Origin of the sequence: Staphylococcus sp. HMSC055A09 (assembly GCF_001809655.1) — a bacterium.
Classification (GTDB): domain Bacteria; phylum Bacillota; class Bacilli; order Staphylococcales; family Staphylococcaceae; genus Staphylococcus; species Staphylococcus capitis.
Genome location: NZ_KV798349.1, coordinates 65,251 through 89,679 on the forward strand (window position 1 = coordinate 65,251; position 24,429 = coordinate 89,679).

At 33.5% G+C, this 24,429-nt stretch carries 31 protein-coding genes; 19 read left to right on the top strand and 12 right to left on the bottom strand.

What is annotated here, in order from left to right:
- Positions 1–100 precede the first annotated feature (100 nt).
- Genes HMPREF2642_RS00490 through HMPREF2642_RS00520 form a run of 7 tightly spaced genes read right to left on the bottom strand, consistent with a single transcriptional unit; the run spans position 101 to position 5,148 of the window.
- Positions 101–937 carry an urease accessory protein UreD gene (locus HMPREF2642_RS00490; RefSeq protein WP_070597523.1) on the bottom strand — a complete coding sequence of 279 codons (837 nt, stop codon included), beginning with the start codon at positions 935–937 and terminating at the stop codon, positions 101–103.
- Positions 937–1,551, bottom strand: coding sequence for an urease accessory protein UreG (gene ureG / locus HMPREF2642_RS00495; RefSeq protein WP_002453820.1), 615 nt, complete (start codon positions 1,549–1,551; stop codon positions 937–939). Before ureG ends, HMPREF2642_RS00490 begins: the two co-directional genes overlap by 1 nt.
- Positions 1,552–1,563: 12 nt before the next feature.
- Positions 1,564–2,253, bottom strand: coding sequence for an urease accessory protein UreF (locus tag HMPREF2642_RS00500; protein ID WP_002432764.1), 690 nt, complete (start codon positions 2,251–2,253; stop codon positions 1,564–1,566).
- Entirely contained in the window at positions 2,246–2,698 is a 453-nt protein-coding gene (gene ureE, locus HMPREF2642_RS00505) for an urease accessory protein UreE (protein WP_049428293.1), read from the bottom strand. Before ureE ends, HMPREF2642_RS00500 begins: the two co-directional genes overlap by 8 nt.
- A gap of 11 nt (positions 2,699–2,709) precedes the next feature.
- Positions 2,710–4,425, bottom strand: a complete 1,716-nt coding sequence (ureC, locus tag HMPREF2642_RS00510) for an urease subunit alpha (RefSeq protein ID WP_023351288.1) — start codon at positions 4,423–4,425, stop codon at positions 2,710–2,712.
- Positions 4,425–4,832, bottom strand: coding sequence for an urease subunit beta (locus HMPREF2642_RS00515; protein WP_023351289.1), 408 nt, complete (start codon positions 4,830–4,832; stop codon positions 4,425–4,427). The genes ureC and HMPREF2642_RS00515 overlap by 1 nt, the downstream gene beginning before the upstream one ends.
- A gap of 13 nt (positions 4,833–4,845) precedes the next feature.
- Entirely contained in the window at positions 4,846–5,148 is a 303-nt protein-coding gene (locus tag HMPREF2642_RS00520) for an urease subunit gamma (RefSeq protein ID WP_002469713.1), read from the bottom strand.
- Between the two features lie 256 nt (positions 5,149–5,404).
- On the opposite strand from HMPREF2642_RS00520, the gene yut reads away from it, so the two are divergent.
- The 6 genes from yut (at position 5,405) to HMPREF2642_RS00550 (ending at position 11,269) form a co-directional block, all read left to right on the top strand.
- Complete coding sequence (gene yut, locus HMPREF2642_RS00525) at positions 5,405–6,304, top strand: urea transporter (RefSeq protein WP_049428292.1); 900 nt, start codon at positions 5,405–5,407, stop codon at positions 6,302–6,304.
- 247 nt (positions 6,305–6,551) lie between these two features.
- A complete protein-coding gene (locus HMPREF2642_RS00530; RefSeq protein WP_023351291.1) occupies positions 6,552–7,697 on the top strand; it encodes an acyl-CoA dehydrogenase family protein in 1,146 nt (381 codons plus the stop codon).
- 152 nt (positions 7,698–7,849) lie between these two features.
- A complete protein-coding gene (locus HMPREF2642_RS00535) occupies positions 7,850–8,770 on the top strand; it encodes an ABC transporter substrate-binding protein (protein WP_049428290.1) in 921 nt (306 codons plus the stop codon).
- A 125-nt stretch (positions 8,771–8,895) separates the two neighbouring features.
- Positions 8,896–9,834 (top strand): nucleoside hydrolase, encoded by a 939-nt coding sequence (locus HMPREF2642_RS00540; RefSeq protein WP_176744837.1) that lies wholly within the window; start codon positions 8,896–8,898, stop codon positions 9,832–9,834.
- Between the two features lie 94 nt (positions 9,835–9,928).
- Complete coding sequence (locus tag HMPREF2642_RS00545; RefSeq protein WP_002432276.1) at positions 9,929–10,477, top strand: biotin transporter BioY; 549 nt, start codon at positions 9,929–9,931, stop codon at positions 10,475–10,477.
- 36 nt (positions 10,478–10,513) lie between these two features.
- Positions 10,514–11,269: a GNAT family N-acetyltransferase gene (locus HMPREF2642_RS00550; RefSeq protein ID WP_049428287.1), complete on the top strand. Its 756-nt coding sequence runs from the start codon at positions 10,514–10,516 to the stop codon at positions 11,267–11,269.
- A gap of 45 nt (positions 11,270–11,314) precedes the next feature.
- Here the strand turns inward: HMPREF2642_RS00550 and fdhD are convergent, their stop codons facing one another.
- Complete coding sequence (fdhD, locus tag HMPREF2642_RS00555; protein ID WP_037550024.1) at positions 11,315–12,103, bottom strand: formate dehydrogenase accessory sulfurtransferase FdhD; 789 nt, start codon at positions 12,101–12,103, stop codon at positions 11,315–11,317.
- Between the two features lie 217 nt (positions 12,104–12,320).
- On the opposite strand from fdhD, the gene modA reads away from it, so the two are divergent.
- The 5 genes from modA (at position 12,321) to HMPREF2642_RS00580 (ending at position 16,066) form a co-directional block, all read left to right on the top strand.
- A complete protein-coding gene (gene modA / locus HMPREF2642_RS00560) occupies positions 12,321–13,115 on the top strand; it encodes a molybdate ABC transporter substrate-binding protein (protein ID WP_002432765.1) in 795 nt (264 codons plus the stop codon).
- 13 nt (positions 13,116–13,128) lie between these two features.
- Positions 13,129–13,800 (top strand): molybdate ABC transporter permease subunit, encoded by a 672-nt coding sequence (gene modB, locus HMPREF2642_RS00565; RefSeq protein WP_002469706.1) that lies wholly within the window; start codon positions 13,129–13,131, stop codon positions 13,798–13,800.
- Positions 13,801–14,412 carry an ATP-binding cassette domain-containing protein gene (locus HMPREF2642_RS00570; protein WP_049428281.1) on the top strand — a complete coding sequence of 204 codons (612 nt, stop codon included), beginning with the start codon at positions 13,801–13,803 and terminating at the stop codon, positions 14,410–14,412.
- A gap of 113 nt (positions 14,413–14,525) precedes the next feature.
- A complete protein-coding gene (locus tag HMPREF2642_RS00575; RefSeq protein ID WP_070597527.1) occupies positions 14,526–15,530 on the top strand; it encodes a ThiF family adenylyltransferase in 1,005 nt (334 codons plus the stop codon).
- Between the two features lie 17 nt (positions 15,531–15,547).
- Positions 15,548–16,066: a MogA/MoaB family molybdenum cofactor biosynthesis protein gene (locus tag HMPREF2642_RS00580; RefSeq protein WP_037550012.1), complete on the top strand. Its 519-nt coding sequence runs from the start codon at positions 15,548–15,550 to the stop codon at positions 16,064–16,066.
- A gap of 93 nt (positions 16,067–16,159) precedes the next feature.
- On the opposite strand, the gene moaC is transcribed toward HMPREF2642_RS00580, so the two are convergent.
- On the bottom strand, positions 16,160–16,648 hold the full coding sequence (gene moaC, locus HMPREF2642_RS00585) for a cyclic pyranopterin monophosphate synthase MoaC (protein ID WP_049428275.1): 489 nt from the start codon (positions 16,646–16,648) through the stop codon (positions 16,160–16,162).
- 61 nt (positions 16,649–16,709) lie between these two features.
- On the opposite strand from moaC, the gene glp reads away from it, so the two are divergent.
- From glp to HMPREF2642_RS00620, 7 genes are all read left to right on the top strand, one after another.
- Entirely contained in the window at positions 16,710–17,969 is a 1,260-nt protein-coding gene (glp, locus tag HMPREF2642_RS00590; RefSeq protein WP_023351300.1) for a molybdopterin molybdotransferase MoeA, read from the top strand.
- A complete protein-coding gene (gene mobB, locus HMPREF2642_RS00595; protein WP_002432705.1) occupies positions 17,966–18,445 on the top strand; it encodes a molybdopterin-guanine dinucleotide biosynthesis protein B in 480 nt (159 codons plus the stop codon). Before glp ends, mobB begins: the two co-directional genes overlap by 4 nt.
- Positions 18,445–18,897, top strand: a complete 453-nt coding sequence (locus tag HMPREF2642_RS00600) for a molybdenum cofactor biosynthesis protein MoaE (protein ID WP_037550003.1) — start codon at positions 18,445–18,447, stop codon at positions 18,895–18,897. The genes mobB and HMPREF2642_RS00600 overlap by 1 nt, the downstream gene beginning before the upstream one ends.
- On the top strand, positions 18,894–19,127 hold the full coding sequence (gene moaD, locus HMPREF2642_RS00605; RefSeq protein WP_002432537.1) for a molybdopterin converting factor subunit 1: 234 nt from the start codon (positions 18,894–18,896) through the stop codon (positions 19,125–19,127). Before HMPREF2642_RS00600 ends, moaD begins: the two co-directional genes overlap by 4 nt.
- 5 nt (positions 19,128–19,132) lie before the next feature.
- A complete protein-coding gene (mobA, locus tag HMPREF2642_RS00610; protein ID WP_037550001.1) occupies positions 19,133–19,738 on the top strand; it encodes a molybdenum cofactor guanylyltransferase MobA in 606 nt (201 codons plus the stop codon).
- Positions 19,739–19,750: 12 nt separating this feature from the next.
- Positions 19,751–20,776 (top strand): GTP 3',8-cyclase MoaA, encoded by a 1,026-nt coding sequence (moaA, locus tag HMPREF2642_RS00615; RefSeq protein ID WP_037549999.1) that lies wholly within the window; start codon positions 19,751–19,753, stop codon positions 20,774–20,776.
- 400 nt (positions 20,777–21,176) lie between these two features.
- Positions 21,177–21,527: a SarA family transcriptional regulator gene (locus tag HMPREF2642_RS00620; protein ID WP_002432752.1), complete on the top strand. Its 351-nt coding sequence runs from the start codon at positions 21,177–21,179 to the stop codon at positions 21,525–21,527.
- Positions 21,528–21,585: 58 nt separating this feature from the next.
- Here the strand turns inward: HMPREF2642_RS00620 and HMPREF2642_RS00625 are convergent, their stop codons facing one another.
- Together HMPREF2642_RS00625 and HMPREF2642_RS00630 are read right to left on the bottom strand one after the other, a co-directional pair.
- A complete protein-coding gene (locus HMPREF2642_RS00625; protein ID WP_049428270.1) occupies positions 21,586–22,785 on the bottom strand; it encodes an MFS transporter in 1,200 nt (399 codons plus the stop codon).
- A complete protein-coding gene (locus HMPREF2642_RS00630; RefSeq protein ID WP_030056887.1) occupies positions 22,785–23,225 on the bottom strand; it encodes a MarR family winged helix-turn-helix transcriptional regulator in 441 nt (146 codons plus the stop codon). The genes HMPREF2642_RS00625 and HMPREF2642_RS00630 overlap by 1 nt, the downstream gene beginning before the upstream one ends.
- Before the next feature lie 167 nt (positions 23,226–23,392).
- On the opposite strand from HMPREF2642_RS00630, the gene HMPREF2642_RS00635 reads away from it, so the two are divergent.
- Positions 23,393–24,154, top strand: coding sequence for a VOC family protein (locus HMPREF2642_RS00635; protein ID WP_049428267.1), 762 nt, complete (start codon positions 23,393–23,395; stop codon positions 24,152–24,154).
- On the opposite strand, the gene HMPREF2642_RS00640 is transcribed toward HMPREF2642_RS00635, so the two are convergent.
- The gene (locus tag HMPREF2642_RS00640) at positions 24,151–24,402 is read right to left on the bottom strand and encodes a hypothetical protein (RefSeq protein ID WP_002432919.1); all 252 of its coding nucleotides are present in this window, start codon (positions 24,400–24,402) and stop codon (positions 24,151–24,153) included. The genes HMPREF2642_RS00635 and HMPREF2642_RS00640 overlap by 4 nt on opposite strands.
- Positions 24,403–24,429: the final 27 nt, after the last annotated feature.

Sequence of the window (24,429 nt, forward strand, 5' to 3'; positions counted from 1 at the left end):
AGAACTGAAGTTTCATGTGTGTTTTAAGGATGAAGATTTCTAAAAAAAGACTAGGTCTACTATCGGAGTAGTATGCCTAGTCTTTTAATGTGAATAATAGTTAATATTTTCTTAAAAATTCTATTTCGCGCTGATAAAGTACTTGAGCGATATATGATTGAACTTTCGTTAATATTTTTTCGATAGTTTGTGTACGATTCGCTAAAATACGTATTGCAAGTCCGTGTGTGGGTAACTGTGTAATGCCTAATCTACAATTCAATTCATTTTCATAATGCGATACTTGTTTATAAATATCATCAATAAGATTCTGATTTACTTTTGGATGTATAAAATAAGCTGAGCCTAAATGTGTATAGTCTTCCATATAGCCTATTGAACTAAGTTGATTTTTCTCAGGGTTTAATAGCATATTATCATATGTGACTAACTCGTCTTCTACGTAAATTTCATTAATTAAGTGCATATATTTATAAGTGAAATCATGATCGTCTGAAGAATAGCCAGGCGTTAGAATATCTGTGTAAAACATAGAACTTTCAGCTTCTAAACGAAACGTATTATGTTGATAGAATTTTGCATTTTCATAAGCGATAATTGGATCGGCTACAAATTCCATATAAGAGTGATTCGCCAAATTAAAAGATTGATATTGTTCTACGCGATCATTTAGTGTCTTGTATATTTTTGTGGCGCCTTGGGATGTCAAGGTAACTTGGGCGTTTTCTTCAAGATTTATGTTTAGACGATACCGATCTCCATCTAAATAGCCACCACCGACGTTAACAATATAAAATGTTGGAATTGTAGATTGATTAAGATACACAGGACGAAGGACTTTCAGTGCTTTCTCAAAAAAGATATTTCGAGCAACGGAACGATGCCCGTTATTAAAGACTGTTAAGTCGAGTTCTCCTGTCCATTTAGATTGTGCCATTAAGCTAATCCTTTAAGTAGTGTATCTCGCTCAATCCATTCAATCACTTCATCTAGACCTTCATCCGTTTTCAAATTAGTGAAAGCGAAAGGGCGGTTACGACGAAAGACTTTCGTATCTTCTGCCATTTGTTCTAACGAAGCACCAACATAAGGAGCTAAATCTGTTTTATTTATAATGAAGAAATCAGATTTAATCATTCCTTGTCCGCCTTTGCGAGGAATTTTCTCACCTTGAGCCACATCAATAATATAAATTGAAAAGTCTACAAGTTCAGGACTAAAAGTAGCTGCTAAATTATCGCCACCAGATTCAATGAAAATGAGTTCAATGTCATCATTGCGTTCTAATAATTCATCAATAGCAGCAAAGTTCATAGAAGCATCTTCACGGATTGCAGTATGCGGGCAACCACCTGTTTCTACACCGATAATTCTATCTTCAGGTAGCACACCGCTATTGACTAATATTTTTTCATCTTCTTTAGTGTAAATATCGTTAGTTATGACACCGATACTCATTTCTTGAGATAGACGTTTAACAACTTTTTCTATTAATTGAGTCTTACCTGCACCTACAGGTCCTCCAATTCCAATTCTAATTGGTTCAGCCATAAAATATGCCTCCTATGATATAAATATTCTCACATTCACGTTTTCATGTTCCATTTGGTTTAGTTCTAATCCTGGAGCAGTCATACCAAAATCAGATTCTGCTAGCTCTAATATGTGTTGACGTGTTTTTTCAATATATGGAATCATGTTCGTTACGACTTTTTGTCCGGCAGTTTGACCAAGAGGGATAGCTCTAACAGCGTTCTGAGTTAAACTGGATACGTTTTGGTATAAATAATAATCTATGATTGTGTCAATGTTCATTCCTAAATGATGACCTAAAATAGTAAAGCATATCGCAGGATGTAGCTTTGCTTTTTTGAGATTCATTTGTTCATGATACCACTGGATCCACGGTGCATCATAAAGTTCCATTGCCAATTTAACCATTCTCGTGCCCATTTGTTTCGTACCAACTCGAGTTTCTTTTGGCACACTTTGAACAAATATTTTTTTATCGATGTCCAAAATTTTTGTCTGATTATTATTTTCTAAAGCATCATATACAATTCGCATTGCTAAACCATCTGAATAAGTCAACTGTTCATTTAAAAAGAGTGTAAGCCATTGTGTAAATGATTCAGCATCATGTACCGTCTGTCGTTGAATATAAGTTTCAAGACCAAATGAGTGACTAAATGCACCAGTCGGAAATTGAGAATCACAGAACTGAAAAAGTCTTAGATGTTGATGATCAATCATGAGAATGTCCTATATGTCTAAATGCTTGATTTACCTTTCTATCTTCATGATTAAAAGGAATACCTAATTGCTTAAGTAAATCTTCAACTAAATAGTCATATTGAACTAACATTTCAGTATCTGTAAATTGTGCTGGAAGGTGACGATTTCCGAGTTGATGTGCAATATCTCCCATCTCTTTAAGGTTTCTAGGTTTAATTACTAATAAATCTTCAGAGTTTACGTCGACCACAATAATATTTGTTTCATCTTGGTATAAGATATCGCCGTATTGTAAATCAATCGGTTGTTTTAATCTGATACCTATTTCATTACCGTGATCAGTTTTGACACGTTGAATTCTTTTTACTAAATCAGAGTTCTCTAAGTAAACTTTTTCAATGTGTTTTTGTTTCTCTTCAGGAGATAAATTCGCAATGTTGCCTTGAATTTCTTCGATAATCATTTGTATGCCTCCTAGAATAAGAAGTATCTTTGAGTTAATGGTAATTCAGTAGCAGCTTCACTAGTGATTTTTTCACCATCTACAAATACTTCATAGGTTTGTGGATCTACATCTAATTTAGGTGTAGCATTATTATTTTTCATATCTGCTTTAGATAACTGACGTATATTTTTAACAGGACGAACCACGCGTTGTAAATTTAATTGACGGGATATACCATTTTCGTAAGCAGTGTTTGATACAAAAGTCATTGCTGTATGAGTAATGTTACCACCGTATTGACCATACATTTTACGATATTTTTGTGGTTCTGAAGTTGGTATAGAACCATTGGCATCACCGTTCACAGCTGAATTAATAAGCCCCCCCTTAACGATGAGTTCAGGTTTGACACCAAAGAATGCTGGGTCCCACACGACAAGGTCGGCAAATTTACCCGGTTCAATTGAACCAACGTAATCTGAAATACCATGAGTGATAGCAGGGTTAATTGTATATTTAGCAATATATCTTTTAATACGATTATTGTCATTATATTCAGAGTCACCTTCTAGTAATCCGCGTTGCTCTTTCATGCGGTGGGCAACTTGCCAAGTACGAATAATCACTTCACCCACACGTCCCATTGCTTGTGAGTCAGAACTAATCATACTGAATACGCCCATATCTTGAAGTACGTCTTCGGCCGCAATCGTTTCTTTACGAATTCTTGAATCTGCGAAAGCAATATCTTCAGGTATAGAAGCATTTAAATGATGGGTAATCATTACCATATCTAAGTGTTCATCTACAGTATTATGTGTATAAGGTAGGGTAGGATTCGTAGAGGACGGTAAAATATTTGGATAAGCAGCGGATTTAATTAAGTCTGGAGCATGTCCGCCACCAGCACCTTCAGTATGGTACATGTGTAACACTCTATTTTTAACAGCTGCCATCGTATCTTCCATAAAGCCAGCTTCGTTTAACGTATCCGCATGAAGTGCGATTTGGATATCAAATTCGTCTGCGACATCTAATGCATGACTTAATGCTGAAGGCGTAGCACCCCAGTCTTCGTGTACTTTTAGACCGATTACACCAGCATGAATTTGTTCAATCAGCGCTGTATGATTTACGGCCTGACCTTTACCAGTAAATCCTACATTAATAGGGAGTTCTTCTGCGGCTTCTAACATACGATGTATATGCCATGGGCCTGGAGTCACAGTAGTTGCTTTAGTACCTTCAGATGCACCAGTACCACCACCAATATGTGTAGTAATACCGCTCTCAAGGGCTACTTCAGCTTGTTCCGGATTGATAAAGTGTACGTGTGTATCTATACCTCCGGCTGTAACGATTTTACCTTCTGCAGCGATAATGTCAGTGTTTGAACCAATAATAATATCTACATTATCCATAATATCAGGATTACCTGCTTTACCAATTTTGAAAATGTAGCCATTTTTAACGCCAATATCTGCTTTGACAACTTTGTCATAATCGATAATTAGGGCATTCGTTAATACAAGATCTGCTACGTTTCTATCATCTCGGGTTACATTCGGATTTTGTGCCATGCCATCGCGAATTGATTTACCACCACCGAAAGTAGCTTCATCACCGAAATTAGCATAGTCTTTTTCAACTTGTGCGAAAAGGTTTGTGTCTCCTAATCTCACTGAATCACCAACGGTAGGACCGTATAAGCTTGTATACTGAGATTGTGTCATTTTAAAACTCATTATTGCTTACCACCTTTTTTATTCGCATTTTGTTCGCCTTCATCACCGAAAATGCCAGCATTTTCATCATTTTTACCAGTTGGACGATAGACGCGTTCTTCGTCTATATCACCATTGACCAAACCGCGGAAACCAAAGATTTTACGATGACCAGCATATTCAACAAGTTGAACTTCCTTTTCGTCACCAGGTTCAAATCTAACAGCAGCTCCAGCAGGGATATCTAAATGCTTTCCATAAGCTTTTTCGCGATCAAATGCTAAAGCTTTATTAGCTTCAAAGAAATGAAAATGAGAACCAACTTGGATAGGTCTGTCACCTGTGTTCTTTACTTCAATAACAGTTTCAGGATGATGTTTATTGATTTCTATTTCTGTACTTTTAACTTTTATTTCACCAGGAATCATTATATAGTCCTCCTTAAACTATCGGATGATGGACAGTAATTAATTTAGTTCCATCTGGAAATGTTGCTTCGATTTCAATTTCTTTTATCATACTTGCAACACCGTCCATGACATCGTCTTCATTTAAAATCGTTTTGCCATAGCTCATTAGTTCAGCAACAGTTTTACCATCTCTTGCTCCTTCAAGTAGTTCATCACTAATCAAAGCAAGTGCTTCAGGATGATTGAGTTTAAGGCCTCGTGCTTTACGGCGACGAGCAACTTCTGCAGCCACAACTATCATTAACTTATCTTGCTCTCGTTGTGTGAAATGCAAAAATAATCCCTTCTTTCAAAAAAATTTGCCTTGCAAAATTAATCTTAGAACGATTTAATTGAATAAACAAGTAATGCGGTAAGATAATTTTGTTATTTTAATAAAGATGTTTTACAATTAGTGTACAAATAACATCGAATATAATTTTTATCTAATATTTAAAAATATTCTATTAGAAAAAGGATTATTAATATTTAAGATATTTTATTTTAGCACTAGAATATACTTAAAATTTTTAAGAATTAAGGTGAAAGAATTGAAAACAATTGAAGTAATATTGAAAAATATCGCTCAGGTATTATTGATTAATAGTAAATGGACTGGTTTATTAGTATTGATTGGTTTATTTGTTGCGAATTGGAAAGTGGGTTTAAGTGCACTTCTTGCTAGTAGTATTGCTTACTTACTTGCACCGTATATGAACTACTCACAAGAAGAAATTGACAATGGGTTAGCAGGATTTAGTCCGGTACTAACTGCTATAGCATTAATATTATTCATAGACAATAATTGGAGTGGTGTATTAATTACGTTAATTGCAACAATATTAACACTACCTATGGGTTCAGCAATTAGAGAATTTCTGAAATCATATGGTGTATCTATGCTAACTTCACCTTTTGTCATTATGACTTGGATTACTGTATTAATACCTGGACAAGTTAAACATTTAACTACTGAACTAGATATCATTCCTGGTCATATTAAAAAAGCGTCATTTGATCTTGGGAATGAACATATCCAATTTTTTAAATCTCTTATAGAAGGGTTTAGCCAAGTATTTCTTGTACCAAATTTTATAGGTGGTTTATTTATCCTAGTTGGTATATTTATAGGTTCTAGGAAGGCTGGCATTTACGCAGTTATTGCTAATCTTGTGGGTTTCGTCATCGTTGGATTATTAGGTGGTAATTATACAGACATCAATGAAGGTTTATTCGGCTATAATTTAGTTTTAACGGCAATTGCACTAGGTGTTACTTTTAAAACAACGATGAATAGCTATTTGGTTACAGGTTGTGGTGTATTGTTAACAGTATTTATACATCTCGGATTAAATACGTTGCTTGAACCTTTTGGTTTGCCTGCATTAACCATGCCGTTTATTTTAGCAACGTGGTTGATGCTGTTTGCAGGAGGGAAACATCGCACTTAAATTATTTTGCTGAAGATGTAGTTCGATTTAGGAAAGTTGTTCGCTAAGTTAAGTGTTAAATATTAATTACGTAATGTAGAAAATAAAGCCTTGGATGATACAATTTGGAGATCATTCAAGGGTTTTTTAGAGGGTTCGGAAATATATTTTAATCGTGAGAAACATTTTCAAAAAGGAGACTTTCAAATATAAAAGTCGAGTGTTAAACTAGGATTAATTAAAAGGGAATGTATTTGAGGTGAGAGAAGTGGTACAGTCGTTTCTAGTACGCACAGAAATTCAAAAAAGATGGATCGCAAAGTTTAAACAAGTGGAAGATATATTTAAACAACGAGCTGCGGAAAATGATATTCAAGGTCAATTTCCATTTGAAAATATAAAATGGTTAGTCGATGAGGGATATACTAAATTGACTTTACCTAAAGAGTACGGTGGAGAAGGTGCAACAATAGAAGATATGGTCATCTTACAAAGTTATTTAGGTGCAATAGATGGCGCAACGGCTTTATCAATTGGATGGCATCTCAGTGTGGTTGGTCAATTATATGAACAAAATATGTGGGAGCAAAGTATGCTCAATACATTCGCGAATGAGATTGTAAATGGAGCGCTAGTTAATCGTGCTGTTAGCGAAGCAGAAACCGGTAGTCCTACTAGAGGTGGGCGGCCAGGTACACATGCTGTTAAAGAAGACAATGGTTATGTGCTAAATGGAGTTAAAACATTTACCTCAATGAGTAAAGCATTAACGCATTACATTGTTGGAGCTTATGTAGAAGAGCTCGATACAGTTGGATTCTTCTTAGTACCTCGAGAATTTGATGGCGTTGAAGTTGCTGATAATTGGAATATGGTAGGAATGCGTGCCACTGAAAGTCATGACTTAGTTCTTAATGATGTTCATATACCATACGAGTATTTTGTTGAAGCTAGTCGTAAACCTCAACCGAATGGGTGGATTCTTCATATACCAAGTTGTTATTTGGGTATTGCGCAAGCTGCTCGAGATTATGCAGTTCATTTTGCGGAAAATTATAGCCCCAATAGCATCGAAGGAACAATAGCAGATTTGCCGACCGTTCAACAGAATTTAGGTAAAATGGAAAGTTTATTATTGTCGGCGCGCCATTTCTTATGGAGTACTGCACAAGGTTACCAAATATATGAAGAAGATGCACAAATTTGGAATGTAACTTCAGCTAGTAAGGTAATGGTGATGAATCAAGGGATGGAAGTCATAGATTTAGCAATGAGAATCGTTGGAGCTAAAAGTTTAGAGATGGATCGGCCGTTGCAACGTTATTATAGAGATATGAGGGCTGGATTGCATAATCCTCCTATGGAAGACATGGCTTATACGAATATTGCTAAAAGTATTACAGGTAAGATGTAAGGGGTGTCTTAATACAACATGTTATCGTTCTCGGATAACATGTTGTTTTTTTAATTTTTAAAAATACGAATTTAATAAACTATTGTAAAACTACAATGATTTTCGTATAATTAATATCGAAATTGATAATCGTTATCACTTAGGAGGGAACTATGAGAAAATTATTATTACCTTTATTTGTCTTAGTCCTAGTATTAGCAGCATGCGGAAACAACTCAGGAAACAGCTCAAAGGACTCAGATAAAAAGGCAGAAACTAAGTCATATAAAACAGATGATGGTAAAACAATTAAAATACCTAAAGATCCAAAACGTATTGCAGTTGTTGCACCTTCATACGCAGGTGGAATTAAAAAATTAGGTGGAAATATCGTTGCAGTAAGTAATCAAGTTGATCAAAGTCATATTTTAAAAGATAAATTTAAAGGTGTTACTAAAGTGGGAGACGACGATGTTGAAAAAGTTGCCAAGCAAAAACCAGATTTAATCATCGTTTTAGATCAAAATAAAAATATTAAAAAATATAAAAAAATTGCAGCTACTGTACCTTTCAATTACCAAAAGCATAAATACCTAGAGCAACAAGAGGAATTAGGTAAATTACTTGGTAAAGAAGACGAAGTTAAAAAATGGGAAAAACAGTGGAAAGAAAAAACAGCTAAAGACGGTAAAGAAATCAAGAACAAGATAGGTAAAGATGCTACAGTTTCAATCTTCGATGAATTTGATAAAAAATTATATACATACGGTGATAACTGGGGCCGTGGTGGCGAAGTATTATATCAAGCATTCGGATTAAAGATGTCTAAAGGTCAAAATGATTTAACTAAAAAAGCAGGTTGGGCAGAAGTAAATCAAGAGCAAATTGAGAAAGTTGCAGGGGATTATATCGTGTCAACAAGTGCCGGTAAATCTACTCCAGGTTATGAAAAAACAAATATCTGGAAAAATTTACCTGCAGTTAAAAAAGGCCACGTTGTTAAGGTAAAAGCTGAAACTTATTGGTATAATGATCCTTATACGTTAGACTTTATGCGTAAAGACTTGAAGAAAAAATTAATGGATGCAAAATAATATTCAAAAAAGGGAATTAACGAATATCAATTGGTTATATTGCAGGTTGCTACAATAGTGGCAACCTGTTTTTAATACACTATGAGAATTTTGATAAAATAATAATTAAGAATGGAGGAGAGATAATTATGACTAAAGTTTATTTTAACCATGATGGTGGAGTTGATGATTTAATTTCTTTATTTTTATTACTGCAAATGGAAGATGTTGAATTAATTGGTGTGAGTACAATTGGAGCCGACTGTTATCTTGAACCTTCATTGAGTGCATCAGTAAAAGTTATTAATCGATTTTCTAATCAATCGATACAAGTTGCACCATCTTACGAAAGAGGTAAAAATCCATTTCCTAAAGAATGGAGAATGCACGCCTTCTTTATGGATGCATTACCAATTTTAAATGAAAGCCAAACGCCTAAACGAGCTAATGAAAGTAACTATGAAGCTTATGAAGATATAATCCGAAAAGTAAACGCAAGTACTGAAAAGGTGACATTACTCTTTACTGGTCCACTTACCGACTTAGCTAAAGCGATGCGTCATGATCAATCATTCCTATCAAATGTAGAAAAATTAGTATGGATGGGTGGAACTTTTCTAGATAAAGGCAATGTTGAAGAACCAGAACACGATGGCACTGCAGAATGGAATGCGTTCTGGGACCCTGAAGCGGTTAAAACGGTGTTCGATAGTAATCTTAAGATTGATATGGTAGCTTTGGAAAGTACAAATCAAGTGCCTTTGACATTAGATGTGCGCCAAAAATGGGCGGACGAGAGAGAATTTGTAGGGATTGATTTTTTAGGAGTAAGTTATGCTGCAGTACCACCATTAACGCATTTCTTTACAAATTCTACATACTTTTTATGGGATGTTCTAACAACTGCATATGTTGGTATGCCTAAACTAGTAAAATCAGTAAAAATGAATGTGAATGTAATAAGTCATGGGCCGAGTCAAGGAAAGACATACAAAGATGATAACGGGCGTAAAGTGAATGTAGTTAATTATGTTGAACATAATGCGTTTTTCGATTATATTTCTTATTTAGCGAAAAAAGCTTAATAAGTAGAATTAATAATTTCAGGATATGTAAACTTTTTATTTATTAAAGTTTACATTGGTGTTATAATCATTCTCATGTAAGGAGGATGAACAAGTGAGTACAAAGAATTTAGTTTTTACAGCTTTGATGACTGCCATTATTTGCATTTTAGGATTAGTACCTGGTGTGCCTTTACCGTTTATGCCGGTACCAATTGTGTTACAGAACATTGGTATCTTTTTAGCTGGGATCATATTAGGGCGTAAAATGGGCGCATTGAGTGTGATTGTCTTTTTATTGTTAGCTGCCACAGGTTTACCAGTTTTATCCGGAGGACGTGGAGGAATAGGTGTATTTGTTGGCCCATCAGCAGGATTCCTATTTTTATATCCATTTATAGCTTACTTTATTGGATTAATTAGAGACCGTTATTATGGGAAAATTAATTTCCTTATACTCTTCGTCACTACATTAATTATCGGGGTTCTAGCTTTAGATATCATCGGTACTATCATTATGGGATTCATTATACATATACCGATTTCTAAGGCATTTTTACTATCATTTACATTTATGCCTGGAGATATTATTAAAGCTATTATATCTAGCTTGATTGGTGCGACCATCTTAAATCACACTCGTTTTAAAAGTTTGATACAATAACATTAATATATATCAAACTTTGCGAGGTAGAAATCTATGAATCACATCACGTTAAATGATATCTATGTCGATGGTGTGAAATATTCAGAAGACAACCGTAAAATCATTTATTTAACGCCGGGACATCCACTTAAATTTGATAGTAATACATGGATCTATAAAAAAATGCCCACAATAAGTCAATGGACAGAAGATTTGAAAGAACAACAGGAATATCATCTTAAACAAGGTTCAAATCATTTGTCGTTTTATTTTCCTGAAAATGAAGTTCTTAGTAAACAATGGTTAGATATTATTAGACAACAAGGTTTTGAACTAGGTATTTTGGAATTGTATGCAATAGAGGCTAATGAACTAAGGCAATTGCCTCAAAATAATCAAGTGATAATTCAGCAAGTGACAAAGCAAAACATTGATGATTATGTATATATTCATAACTACTTTGCTCTGCCTTTTGGAGAACAGTATGCCAAAGAAAGTGCAAAGCAAATCAAGGAATGCTTCTTGTCAGATGGAAAAAATAGGTTAATTGCGTACTTAGGGAAAAAGCCTGTTGGAATTGTTGATTTAATTATTACATCACATACGTTGGAAATAGATGGATTAGGTGTGATGGAGCAATACAGACATAACGCTATTGGTTCATCAATTCAATCGCACGTCGGTAAATTAGCTAAAACCAAGCCAGTAATTCTTGTCGCAGATGGTGAAGATACAGCTAAGGATATGTACATAAAGCAAGGTTATACATATTTGGGTTTTAGGTATCAAATTTTAAAAGAAAACATCTAATAAAAAGGCTAGTGAATTTAGGAAAAACAAATTTCCTATATTTCACTAGCCTTTTATACGTTCTGGATGGCTATAAATATTAAAGTTACCATCTCTAATAAATCCAATTGCTGTAATGTTTAAGTCTTTCGCTAATTGCACAGCTAATGTTGTTGGGGCTGATTTAGAAAGTATCACACCTACGCCAATTTTTGCTGCTTTAATTAATATTTCAGAAGAAATACGACCGCTAAATATTAATACCTTATCTCTTACCGAAATATGTCTTTGTATACAATAACCATATAACTTATCAAGTGCATTATGACGTCCAATATCTTGTCTATGTTCAAAAAAGGTATTACCATCACTAATTGCTGCGTTGTGTAAGCCGCCGGTTTGTTTGAAGATCACACTAGCACTTTGAAGTTGAGTCATCATCCTTAAAATCTGTTGAGGATGTAATTCGATTTTAGACATCGAAGTTTTAGCAATGGCGGCATCATTATGAAAGTAAAACTCACGACTTTTCCCACAACATGAGGCAATCATACGTTTCGTAGAATATTCAAAACGATCTCCCAATGATTTAGTTAATTCTACATGAGCAAACCCTTTACTATCATCAATTTGAATTGATTTTAATTCGTCTCTCTTTAGAATGGCTCCCTCTGAAGCGAGAAATCCTAGTACAAGTTCTTCCATATTGGTTGGGCTACAAATAATAGTAGCAAATTCTTCGCCGTTGACCATGATAGTTAAAGGGAATTCTGTAACATAAAAGTCTTCGGTTGCAAATAATTGCCCGTTTTCATATCTTATAATTGATTGATTACTCGAAACATCATTATTCATCTTGTTTTGCTCCCCATTTTAGTCATAATACAATCATAATGCTAAATATTAAAAATTTAAATGCTTTTGTTTATGTAAACTTTTTAATAATTAATGTAAGAACTATAAAAGAAAATGCTCATTCAAATGTTCTATTAATTGTAATTATTTTTCAAAAAAAGGACTTTTCAAGGTTCTCCTTCAGAGTATAATGTAAATAGAGTGGAGGGATTAGTTTATGAAAATAAAACATTTTTTAGTTGCTATGTTAGTTCTGTGTCTAGTGTTAGCAGGATGTTCGAACTCTAGCAATAGTAGTAAAGATAGTGATAAAAAAGATGAAAGCTCGTCTGATAATAGTAAAAAGCAAGAATTACAAATCTCTGCTGCAGCGAGTTTAACTGATGTTAGTAAAGCGCTTGCGAAAGAATTTAAAAAGGATCACAAAAACGCTGATATTAAATTTAATTACGGTGGTTCTGGTGCGTTAAGACAACAAATTGAAACAGGTGCTCCTGTAGATGTATTTATGTCTGCAAACACTAAAGATGTGGATCAATTAAAAGACAAGAAGAAAGCGCATGATACATATAATTATGCTAAAAATAAACTTGTATTAATTGGTGACAAGGATAAGAATTATAAATCAGTTAAAGATTTAAAAGATGGTGATAAACTTGCTTTAGGTGAAGTGAAAACTGTACCAGCAGGTAAGTACGCTAAACAATATTTAGAAGATAATAATTTATATAATTCAGTAAAAGATAAAATCATTAATGCCAAAGACGTTAAACAAGTATTGAATTATGTTGAAAAAGGTAATGCACAAGAAGGTTTTGTATATAAAACTGACTTATACAATCAAAAGAAAAAGACCGATAAAGTAAAAGAGATTGAACAAGTTAAATTAAGTAAACCAATCACTTATAAAGCTGGTGCAACTTCTGAGAAGAAACTAGCTAAAGAATGGATGAAATTCTTAAAATCTGATAAAGCTAAAAAAATTCTTAAAGAATACCAATTCTCGGCTTAAGGAGTATTAAACTATGCCTGATTTAACATCATTTTGGATATCATTACGTGTCGCGATTACAAGTACAATTATTGTAACAATTTTAGGAATATTTGTTTCCAAATGGTTATATAATAAAAAAGGGCATTGGGTAAAAATCCTTGAAAGTTTTATAATATTACCAATAGTACTTCCACCTACAGTACTTGGTTTTATATTATTAATAGTTTTTTCAACAAGAGGACCTATAGGTCAGTTCTTCACCAATATTCTACACTTACCAGTAGTTTTTACTTTGACAGGTGCAGTACTTGCATCTGTCATTGTTAGTTTTCCTCTAATGTATCAACATACAATTGGTGGATTTAGAATGATAGATAAGAAAATGCTAAATACTGCGCGTACAATGGGTGCAAGCGAAACTAAAATATTTTTCAAATTGATATTACCTTTATCCAAACGTTCTATATTAGCAGGCATTATGATGAGCTTTGCTCGCGCGATTGGTGAGTTCGGTGCGACGTTAATGGTGGCTGGATATATTCCTAATAAGACAAATACGTTGCCGCTTGAAATTTATTTCTTAGTTGAACAAGGTAAGGAAAATGAAGCTTGGCTATGGGTACTCGTTCTAGTCGCCTTTTCTGTAGTCGTTATTACTACGATTAATTTAATCAATCATGATAAATATAGGGAGGTCGATTAGATGTTGAAGATTCAATTAGAATACTTATTAAAAGATATCAATATCCGTGTCGACATTAATGATGAAATCCCTAAAATATATGCCATTCGAGGTCCGTCGGGAATAGGTAAAACTACTGTACTAAATATCATAGCTGGTTTAAAGAAAGCTGACCGAGCACTAATTAAAGTGAATAATCGTATCTTGACTGATACGGAAAATAAAATTAATGTCAAAATTCAACAACGTAATGTTGGATATCTATTTCAAGATTATCAGCTTTTTCCAAATATGAACGTGTATAAAAATATCACTTTTATGACTGAACCATCTGAGCATATAAATAATTTAATTCAGACACTAAACATTTCTCACTTAGTTACTCAATATCCAATGACTTTATCTGGTGGAGAAGCGCAACGTGTTGCATTAGCACGTTCATTAAGTACGAAGCCTGATTTGATATTACTTGATGAGCCTTTCTCAAGTTTAGATGATGCGACGAAGGATGAGAGTATTGCACTAGTGCAAAAGATATTTGATGAGTGGAAGATACCTATTATTTTTGTTACACATTCAAATTATGAAGCTAAGAAGATGGCACACGAAATTGTAAATATTGGCAATGAATAAATGATCATTAGCACCTCTTTCTATAATGGGAGAGGTGTTTGTGTGTATAAATTTTGTTACTTATAAAAATAGACATTATAATAGAAACAAATATTGATGAGAGGATATCCAATATGAATCAAGAACGTTATTCTAGGCAAATGTTATTTAAACATATTGGGCAAGAAGGACAAAGAAAGATTGAAAATCAACATGGCCTTATTATTGGAATGGGCGCATTGGGTACGCACTTGGCAGAAGGGTTAGTTAGAGCAGGCATTGGTAAATTAACTATAGTTGATAGAGATTATATTGAATATAGTAACTTGCAAAGACAAACACTTTACACAGAAAATGATGCACATGAAGCATTACCTAAAGTGATAGCTGCAAAGCACAGGCTAATTCAAATACGTAATGATGTCGTTATTGAGACATGGATAGAACATGTGGATTATCCTTTTTTAGAACAACATGGTAAAGAAGTAGATTTAATACTTGATGCGACTGATAATTTCGATACAAGACAATTAATCAATGATTTCTCTTATAAGCATCATATTCCTTGGATATATGGTGGGGTAGTTCAAAGTACTTACGCCGAGGCTACATTTATCCCAAAACAAACACCTTGTTTTAATTGTCTTATGCCTCAATTGCCTTCAGTAAATTTAACATGTGATACTGTAGGCGTGATTCAACCTGCGGTGACTATGACTACAAGTCTTCAATTAAAAGACGCATTAAAGTTGCTAACAGGTCATGATATTAAGCCTCAGTTGACTTATGGAGATATATGGGAAGGTGATCATTATAGGATTGGGTTTAGTAAAATGCATCAAGATCAATGTCCGACATGCGGTAGTCGCCCTCATTTTCCATATTTAAATCAGGAACGCCAAAATTATGCCACACTTTGTGGGCGAGATACAGTACAGTATAAGAATAAAAATATTTCTCAGGAAATACTTACTACCTTTCTAGAACAGCATCATATACATTATCGCACGAATCATTATATGACTATTTTCAAATTTAGGGGTCATCGTATTGTTGCATTCAATGGGGGCAGGTTCCTTATTCATAATATGACTCAACCTCAACAAGCGATACAATTAATTAATCAATTGTTTGGATAATAAAGGAGGGAATTATCATGAACAATCATCAACATGAACATGTTCAATTAGAAAGAAATATTAATGTAGCAATACTAACTGTTTCTGACACAAGGGATTTCGATAGTGATAAAGGCGGGCAATTAGTTCAATCACTTCTAAAAGAGATTAATGTAAGTATAGAAGAACACCATTATAAGATTGTTAAAGATGATAAAAATGCAATTACATTACAGATAAAACAATGGTTAGAAGACAATGAAAATATAGATGTCATTATTACAACAGGTGGTACTGGTATTTCTCAAAGAGATGTTACGATTGAAGCGGTAAGACCACTATTAACTAAAGAAATAGAAGGATTTGGAGAATTATTTCGTTATTTAAGTTACACAGAGGATGTGGGTACACGCGCATTATTATCACGCGCTATTGGAGGCACAGCAAAAGATAAATTAATCTTTGCTTTACCTGGATCAACTGGGGCAGTCAAACTTGCAATTGAAAAACTAATTAAACCTGAATTAAATCACCTTGTTCATGAATTAACGAAATAATAGTGAATAAAGATTTAGGGATAGCAGGTAAACTACATTGATTTACATTACCATCCCTTATTTCAATCAACAATCAAGACATGAAAGTATTTCTCATACTTTTCTTTGATAGTCACCAGACTTACCACCAGACTTAGATTCTAAATAGGTTTGACCAATGACCATCCCTTTATCGACTGCTTTAGTCATATCATAAACAGTTAAAGCTGTTGCTGATGCGGCAGTGAGTGCTTCCATTTCAACGCCCGTTTTACCAGTTGTTGAAACAATTGCAGTGATATTCAATATATAGTGAGGTGATTGAGATGTATCCCATTCAAAATTGACATCTATACCTGTTAGAGGTAAAGGATGGCACATAGGTATAATTGTAGATGTGTTTTTAGCAGCCATAATTCCTGCTATTTGTGCAGTATTGAGTACATTACCTTTTTTATTAGTATTATCGATAATTTGCCTATAAATCGTTTCATTTACAGTAATACTTGAATGGGCACGTGCTTGACGTTTAGTTACTTCTTTGTCAGAAACATCAACCATCTTAGCGTTCCCTTGTTCGTTTATATGTGTAAAGTTATTCATACTATTCCTCCTAGCAGGATTTAGTATATCATGAAAATAATTTATTTTTGGAGATGAAAATATGCCAGTTGAAAAAAGAAATCCTATTCCAGTAAAAGAAGCGATTTCTCGCATAATGAAACAAAATGTGTCGATTCGTACTACGAAAGTGGATTTAGATGAAAGTTTGGGGCATGTTCTTGCAGAAGATATTGTTGCAACGTATGATATTCCACGTTTTAATAAGTCACCATATGATGGGTTCGCCATACGTAGTGAAGATTCTAAAGATGCTAGCGGTGAACATCGCATTGAATTTGAGGTTATCGATCATATAGGAGCGGGTTCAGTCTCAACTAAGACTTTAGGGAAAAATCAAGCGGTTCGTATTATGACTGGTGCGCAAATACCAGAGGGTGCTGATGCAGTTGTGATGTTTGAACAAACTATTGAATCTGAATCAACTTTTACTATACGTAAGCCGTTTGATCATCTTGAAAATATATCACTAAAAGGCGAAGAAACGACAACTGGAGATATCGTACTTAAAAAAGGACAACATATTAATCCTGGTGCGATTGCAGTATTAGCAACGTATGGCTATACACAAGTTCCTGTAACGATTAAACCAAGTGTAGCAATTATAGCGACAGGTAGTGAGTTGTTAGATGTAGAAGATGAATTAGAACCTGGTAAGATTAGAAATTCAAACGGACCTATGATTAAAGCGTTAGCTAAAAAAATTGGTTTAGAAGTAGGCACATATCAATTACAACAGGATAATTTGGAAAGTAGCATTCAAGTAGTTAAAGATGCTTTATCTCAACATGATATCGTCATTACTACAGGTGGTGTGTCAGTAGGTGATTTCGATTATCTACCAGAAATATATAAAGCGATAGATGCAAATGTCTTATTTAATAAGGTTGCTCAAAGACCAGGAAGTGTTACAACAGTCGCATTTAGTAATGGACAATATTTATTTGGTTTATCTGGGAATCCTTCAGCTTGTTTTACTGGTTTTGAATTATACGTTAAACCAGCTGTTAATAAATTGATAGGCGCAAGTGAGTGTTATCCTCAAATAATCAAAGCAACACTTATGGAAGATTTTACTAAGCCTAATCCTTTTACTCGTTTTATCAGAGCTAAAGCGACTTTAACACCTTCAGGTACTACAGTTGTCCCTTCAGGTTTTAATAAATCAGGTGCTGTTGTAGCGATTGCACATGCCAATGCGATGATTATGTTACCTAGTGGAACACGAGGATTCAAAGCAGGGCACACGGTGGATGTAATACTTACAGAATCCAATGCGTTTGAAGAGGAATTGTTGTTGTGATTATACAAATTGTAGGATATAAAAATTCAGGAAAGACAACTTTAATGGCACATGCGGTTTCATTTCTAAAAGAAAAGGGATTTACTGTAGCGACAATTAAACATCATGGCCATTTGGGTAATGATATTACACTGCAAAATGATGACGTTGATCATATGAAACATTTTAATGCAGGCGCTGATCAAAGCATTGTACAAGGTGAAACATTTCAACAAACAGTAACACGTATAAGTAAACAGAATCTTACTGATATTATTAAAGAATCTGTTACAATTGATTGTAATATCATCTTGGTAGAAGGTTTTAAAGAAGAACCGTTCAAAAAAGTTGTTGTATATAGAGATGATAGCGACTTAGAAATGTTATCTAAGCTAACCAATGTATGTTTCACTATCAATTTGAACGAATCAAATGTTTATGAAAAATTTGAGATTGCATTGTTAGAATTGATTAAGATAGAAGGATTGAAAAATTAATGAAGCAATTTGAAATCGTGACTGAACCGATTCAAACTGAGCTATACAGAGATTACACACTTAATGAACATCAAGGTGCAGTTGTGGTTTTTACTGGTCATGTTAGAGAATGGACAAAGGGAGTTCGAACAGAATATCTAGAATATGAAGCTTATACTCCTATGGCAGAGAAGAAACTAGCCCAAATTGGCGATGAAATTAAGCAACGTTGGCCCGGCACGATAACTACAATTGTGCATCGTATCGGACCGTTACAAATTTCTGATATCGCAGTGCTTATAGCGGTATCTTCACCACATAGAAAAGATGCTTATCAAGCAAATGAGTATGCAATTGAACGCATAAAAGAAATTGTTCCTATATGGAAAAAAGAAATTTGGGAAGATGGTGAAGAGTGGCAAGGCCACCAAAAGGGTACCCATCAAGAAGCGAAGAGGGGGAGAACATTATGAAAGTACTTTACTTCGCAGAATTGAAAGAAATTTTGAATCAATCATCTGAAGAGATAGATACTCAAAAAACGATGACAGTTCAAGAATTTGAAGCATATCTGTTTGAACAACATCCGGAAATTGAAAGTAAAAAATTTCAAGTCGCAGTGAATGAGGAGTTTGTCAGAAAAGATGATATTGTACAACCTCAAGATACTGTAGCACTTATTCCACCAGTTAGTGGAGGTTAAGTTTAGTGAAAGCAATGATATTAGCAGGTGGTCATTCTGAACGCTTTGGTAAACCTAAAGCATTTGCAGAAATAGAAGGGCAACCATTTTATAAAAAAATCATAAACACTTTGACTTCAACAAATATGTTTAACGAGGTTATTATTAGCACCAATGAACAATTAGCGCCTTTATTTGAACATCAAAACGTTGTTATTGACGATAATAATAGTAGAAATAAGGGCCCATTAGCAGGAATTTATTCAGTAATGAAACAATATTCTAATGAGGAATTATTTTTTGTAGTTTCAGTTGATACACCTATGATTACAAGTAAAGCTATAAGTGGATTATATCAGTTTATGATTTCTCATCTCATTGAGGATCACTTAGATATTGCGGCTTTTAAAGACGCAGAAACAAAAATACCCACGATTGCCTTTTATAGTCCGCATGCATTGAAAACGATAGAGGCAGCTTTGCAATCAGATGACTATAGTTTGCGACATGTGTACAATCAATTATCCACTGACTGGTTAGACGTTTCTGAAATTCATTCTCCTCATTATTGGTACGATAATATTAACTATCAGCAAGACTTGGACTCTCTAAAAACGAAGATAAGAAATTAAGGAGGCCCAAATATGGTAGTAGAGCAAATTAAAGATAAATTAGGCCGCCCTATACGTGATTTAAGGTTATCTGTCACAGATAGATGTAACTTTAGGTGTGATTATTGTATGCCTAAAGAGATATTTGGAGATGATTTTGTCTTTTTACCTAAAGAAGAGCTACTAACTTTTGAAGAAATGACTCGTATATCACGTATTTATGCTGAATTAGGTGTCAAAAAGATTAGAATTACTGGAGGCGAACCTTTATTACGTCGTAATTTATATCAATTGATTGAACAGCTCAATGAGATTGAGGGTATTGAGGATATTGGCTTAACGACAAATGGCTTGCTTTTAAAGAAACATGGCCAAAATCTCTATAATGCAGGACTCCGTCGCATCAATGTAAGTTTAGATGCGATTGACGATGAGGTTTTCCAAGCAATTAATAACCGTAATATTAAAGCTTCTACTATTTTAGAACAAATAGACTATGCAGTTTCAATCGGATTTCACGTTAAAGTGAATGTCGTCATACAAAAAGGTGTGAATGATGACCAAATCATACCAATGATAGACTATTTTAAAGATAAGCAGATTGAAATTCGATTTATAGAATTTATGGATGTTGGTAATGACAATGGCTGGGATTTTAGTAAAGTTGTTACCAAAGATGAAATGCTAAATATGATTGAAGAACATTTTAATATTGAGCCACTAGAACCTAAATATTTTGGAGAAGTTGCTAAATATTATAGGCATAATGATAACGGAGCGAAGTTTGGTTTGATAACTAGTGTGTCTCAATCATTCTGTTCTACATGTACTCGAGCACGACTCTCATCAGATGGTAAATTTTACGGATGTTTATTTGCTACTGTGGATGGATTTAACGTTAAATCATTCATGAGATCTGGAGCAACAGATGAAGAATTAAAAGAACAATTCAAAGCGCTGTGGCATATTCGAGATGACCGATATTCTGATGAACGAACAGAACAAACTGTTGCTAATCGCAAACGTAAAAAAATAAATATGAATTATATCGGAGGATAGTAGCCAGACCAACAGAGTATTTCATAGAAAACTGTATCTAGTCAAAAAAGATTGGAATTCCTTATTAACTCCTCATTTTATGTCGCCAAACTTTTTAGAGTCTGGCGATTTTCGCTTTATAGCTTCAAATTAACTATTGTGTGTTGTTTTAATTTTAAATGTTTATATTTTAAAGCGTTTAATTATGTAACATAGCTATAGCAAAATCTATTTAGATATTTTATATGCCTTTCAATATATAACTGATTGTTTAAAATGTTTAAATTCTTAACAAGATTTAGACGCTATTTTAATATTTGTAATAGATTAAATGCAAACTTTGTTATATAATAAAGTTAAGCAATTGAATTTTATAATGCAAACATAACATCTAAGAATCAACATTAGGAGGCATTTTATTATGAGTAACAAAGTACAACGTTTTATCGCATCTGAAAGAGAATTAAGTCAACTTAAACATTGGTTAAAGACGACTTATCGCATTTCGATTGAAGAATTTGTGGTTTTATACAAAGTTTATGCAGATACTAAGATTAGTGGTAAAGAACTCCGTGATACATTACATTTTGAAATGTTATGGGATACAAGTAAAATTGATGTAATTATAAGAAAGATTTACAAAAAAGAGTTAATTTCTAAATTACGTTCTGAAACAGATGAAAGACAAGTATTCTATTTCTTTGATGCTAAACAAAAGAAATTATTAGATAAAATGACTGGTGAAATTGAAACAATTAGTATTGCTAATTAATAGATTAAGCGCCTATCCCAAAATATAAGGGATAGGCGCTTTTATAGTTTAAAACCTATTAAATCGATTGATGCTTAACATTACGACCATGAACTACAAAATAAATAAATAACGTAATTATGCCTAATATTGCCATAATGCCATATAATTGACTATAAGTAATCATATGTGTGAAAAGGCCTAGGAATGATGGTCCGAAGCCAATACCGATATCTAAACCGATAAAATAAGTTGATGTAGCTAAACCGTACTTCGTTGAAGGTGATACTTTAATTGCAATGGCTTGCATTGAGGAAGATAAGTTACCATACCCGATACCTAATGCAATACCAGCAATGAGTAATACCCAGCCATCAAAACTAAACATTAACATTGCAAAACTTATGATTAAGAAAATAAATGCAGGATAAACAACTACATTTTCATTTTTATCATCCATTAATCGACCTGCAATTGGGCGTGTCACAAGTGAGGCCACTGCATAAAATATAAAGAAGTAACTTGCGGCAGTTACTAAGTTTCTCTCAACTGCAAATGCTTGTAAGTAAGTGAGAATCGCAGCGTATGTGACACCAATTAACATCATGACAATCGCAACAGGAATTGCTTCTTTTGCGATAAAATTCCCCAAACTAAATGTTTTTCGATTAGACGTATCATTTTTAGATGCAACATTTTTAAAATCAATTTTTATAAAGAGTGATAGTAAACCACTCAATACTCCTAATATTACACAAATCATAAATAGAATTTGAATTGAAAATGAATTCATTAGCAACATGCCGAAGAAAGGACCAATCGCTGTACCCAAAACTAAGCTTAAAGAAAATAAACTAATTCCTTCACTTTTACGTGTAGTTGGTGTCACGTAAGCAGCAATGGTACCTGTTGCGGTAGTAGCGATTGCAGTAGCAATACCGTTAAGTAATCTTACTATCATCAAGAACCACACTGAACCCGGAATGAAGTAAAGTAATTGAGTAATGATTAAACAAATTAATCCGAAAATGAGTATCTTTTTTGGCCCAAAAGAGTTAACGTATTTTCCTGTGATAAATCGTCCAATAAGTGAGCCAACTATGAATAAACCTACGACCAGCCCAGCAAGTGAATCAGAAGCATGAAATTCTGTTTTACTATAACCAGCTATGACTACTATCAAAAGATACATACATAAATAAACGAAAAAGTTAATTACAAAATTGAGATTAAAGCTTTTAGTAAATATGGGATCTTTAGTAGGTATCGCTTCGTTCATTATTTTTCCTCCTTAATAAGTGTCTCATGTATTTGAGACATAACTTTTGTAATTTCTGTTAGTTGTGCTTCTGTTAAGCCTACTTTCTTTATAATATCTTTTTGTATTACCGAAATTTCTTTATTTATAGTTTCAAACAGGGCTTGTCCTTCAGTGGTTAGTCTTAGTAATTTCTCTCTCTTATCACTACCTTGTTCTGTACTAATCCATTTGTTATCAAGGAGTACTTTAACTATTTTACGAGTAGTTGGTTTTTCGATAGAACGTCGATTAGAAATTTTTACTAATGTGGTTGGTTGAAAATTTGCTATGTCTCTTAAAACAAGCCATTGCCCAGTATGAATATCATGTTTATCTAAAATCGGTTGAGTTAATTTTGTGTATGGTCTGTATACACCTATAAAACTATTGAAGAAAGCATTGTTTAACATTAATAGCACCTCATTCATGATATTTAGTTAGCTTGGCTAACCTTTTTGAACGCAAGAAATATTATATAACTAATATATGAATATTGCAATACCTTTTTATTCTTTTAGATATTTAAAGTAAAATGGCACGCTTTTTGTTAAAATAAAAATTAATTATAGGTAGAGGGGGAAGGTTGATGGAGCTTAAGTTTGATCACATTATTCATTACATTAATCAACTCAATCAATTTGAATTTCCTGGGAAATTATTAAAGTTACATAATGGTGGGAAACATCATCAATTTGGTACGTATAACCAGTTATCTTATATTAATGGTAATTATATTGAATTGTTAGATGTTGAAGATAAAGAAAAACTTAAGAAAGTAGCTAAAACAGAAGAGGGACGTGTCTCATTTGCTACTAAAATAGCCCAAGATGACTTTAATCAAGGGTTCAAGACAATTTGTTTGCGAACTAAAGACATAGAAGAAGTTAAAGCAACTTTACAAAAGAAAAATATTGATGTCATAGGACCTATTCGTATGGAAAGGGAAAATAAAAAAGGGGATAAAGTAGGATGGCAACTTTTATATATAGCAGATCCTAGCTATAATGTTAAACCTCCATTTTTCATTCAATGGGATGAGAGTGAAGCATATAAAAATGAAAGTTTAAAAGACTTGTATCAGAAGCAATTTTCAATAGAAACGCTTGTTGTGAGTAGTGAAAAACGCAACTTAACAGTAGACAATTGGATCAAATGGTATGACATGAAAGTTGTAGATGAAACTGATACGTATACTGACCTCATTTTAGCGGATGATGATATCCTTTTTAGAATTGAAGATGGAAAAGACCCAGGCTATCACACTCTAGTAATTAAAGATTCAGAAGCCACATCACCATATTCTATAATAATTAGAGGTGCAAAATATCGCTTTGAACCTATAAATTAATATAGGTATTCATAAGTACTTTGAGCAATGATTGCAATGTGAATGAATGCAATGATTACTGAAATCATACTTAAAATAGTGTCAAAACGAGATGTTCTTATAAGTGAGAAGAAAATAGATAAAACAAATGATAATGCTACAAACATTACTCTCAAACTAAAATTTGATACAGTGAGCGGTTGAGCTAACGATGTTATAATAGCTAATAAGTTTAAAATGATAAATAAGAATAGAATGACTTTTCTCATTAAGAAAACCTCTTTATCTAATAATAA

What these genes read in the sequence shown, in the direction of transcription:
- HMPREF2642_RS00625 (WP_049428270.1), bottom strand. Translation starts at nt 22,785, where the DNA reads ATGAACGAAGCGATACCTACTAAAGATCCCATATTTACTAAAAGCTTT.
- HMPREF2642_RS00640 (WP_002432919.1), bottom strand. Translation starts at nt 24,402, where the DNA reads ATGAGAAAAGTCATTCTATTCTTATTTATCATTTTAAACTTATTAGCT.
- HMPREF2642_RS00490 (WP_070597523.1), bottom strand. Translation starts at nt 937, where the DNA reads ATGGCACAATCTAAATGGACAGGAGAACTCGACTTAACAGTCTTTAAT.
- HMPREF2642_RS00635 (WP_049428267.1), top strand. Translation starts at nt 23,393, where the DNA reads ATGGAGCTTAAGTTTGATCACATTATTCATTACATTAATCAACTCAAT.
- fdhD (WP_037550024.1), bottom strand. Translation starts at nt 12,103, where the DNA reads ATGAATAATGATGTTTCGAGTAATCAATCAATTATAAGATATGAAAAC.
- ureE (WP_049428293.1), bottom strand. Translation starts at nt 2,698, where the DNA reads ATGATTATCGAAGAAATTCAAGGCAACATTGCGAATTTATCTCCTGAA.
- HMPREF2642_RS00570 (WP_049428281.1), top strand. Translation starts at nt 13,801, where the DNA reads ATGTTGAAGATTCAATTAGAATACTTATTAAAAGATATCAATATCCGT.
- modA (WP_002432765.1), top strand. Translation starts at nt 12,321, where the DNA reads ATGAAAATAAAACATTTTTTAGTTGCTATGTTAGTTCTGTGTCTAGTG.
- modB (WP_002469706.1), top strand. Translation starts at nt 13,129, where the DNA reads ATGCCTGATTTAACATCATTTTGGATATCATTACGTGTCGCGATTACA.
- moaD (WP_002432537.1), top strand. Translation starts at nt 18,894, where the DNA reads ATGAAAGTACTTTACTTCGCAGAATTGAAAGAAATTTTGAATCAATCA.
- HMPREF2642_RS00550 (WP_049428287.1), top strand. Translation starts at nt 10,514, where the DNA reads ATGAATCACATCACGTTAAATGATATCTATGTCGATGGTGTGAAATAT.
- HMPREF2642_RS00620 (WP_002432752.1), top strand. Translation starts at nt 21,177, where the DNA reads ATGAGTAACAAAGTACAACGTTTTATCGCATCTGAAAGAGAATTAAGT.
- HMPREF2642_RS00500 (WP_002432764.1), bottom strand. Translation starts at nt 2,253, where the DNA reads ATGATTGATCATCAACATCTAAGACTTTTTCAGTTCTGTGATTCTCAA.
- HMPREF2642_RS00575 (WP_070597527.1), top strand. Translation starts at nt 14,526, where the DNA reads ATGAATCAAGAACGTTATTCTAGGCAAATGTTATTTAAACATATTGGG.
- HMPREF2642_RS00580 (WP_037550012.1), top strand. Translation starts at nt 15,548, where the DNA reads ATGAACAATCATCAACATGAACATGTTCAATTAGAAAGAAATATTAAT.
- ureG (WP_002453820.1), bottom strand. Translation starts at nt 1,551, where the DNA reads ATGGCTGAACCAATTAGAATTGGAATTGGAGGACCTGTAGGTGCAGGT.
- HMPREF2642_RS00535 (WP_049428290.1), top strand. Translation starts at nt 7,850, where the DNA reads ATGAGAAAATTATTATTACCTTTATTTGTCTTAGTCCTAGTATTAGCA.
- moaA (WP_037549999.1), top strand. Translation starts at nt 19,751, where the DNA reads ATGGTAGTAGAGCAAATTAAAGATAAATTAGGCCGCCCTATACGTGAT.
- HMPREF2642_RS00515 (WP_023351289.1), bottom strand. Translation starts at nt 4,832, where the DNA reads ATGATTCCTGGTGAAATAAAAGTTAAAAGTACAGAAATAGAAATCAAT.
- moaC (WP_049428275.1), bottom strand. Translation starts at nt 16,648, where the DNA reads ATGAATAACTTTACACATATAAACGAACAAGGGAACGCTAAGATGGTT.
- glp (WP_023351300.1), top strand. Translation starts at nt 16,710, where the DNA reads ATGCCAGTTGAAAAAAGAAATCCTATTCCAGTAAAAGAAGCGATTTCT.
- HMPREF2642_RS00600 (WP_037550003.1), top strand. Translation starts at nt 18,445, where the DNA reads ATGAAGCAATTTGAAATCGTGACTGAACCGATTCAAACTGAGCTATAC.
- ureC (WP_023351288.1), bottom strand. Translation starts at nt 4,425, where the DNA reads ATGAGTTTTAAAATGACACAATCTCAGTATACAAGCTTATACGGTCCT.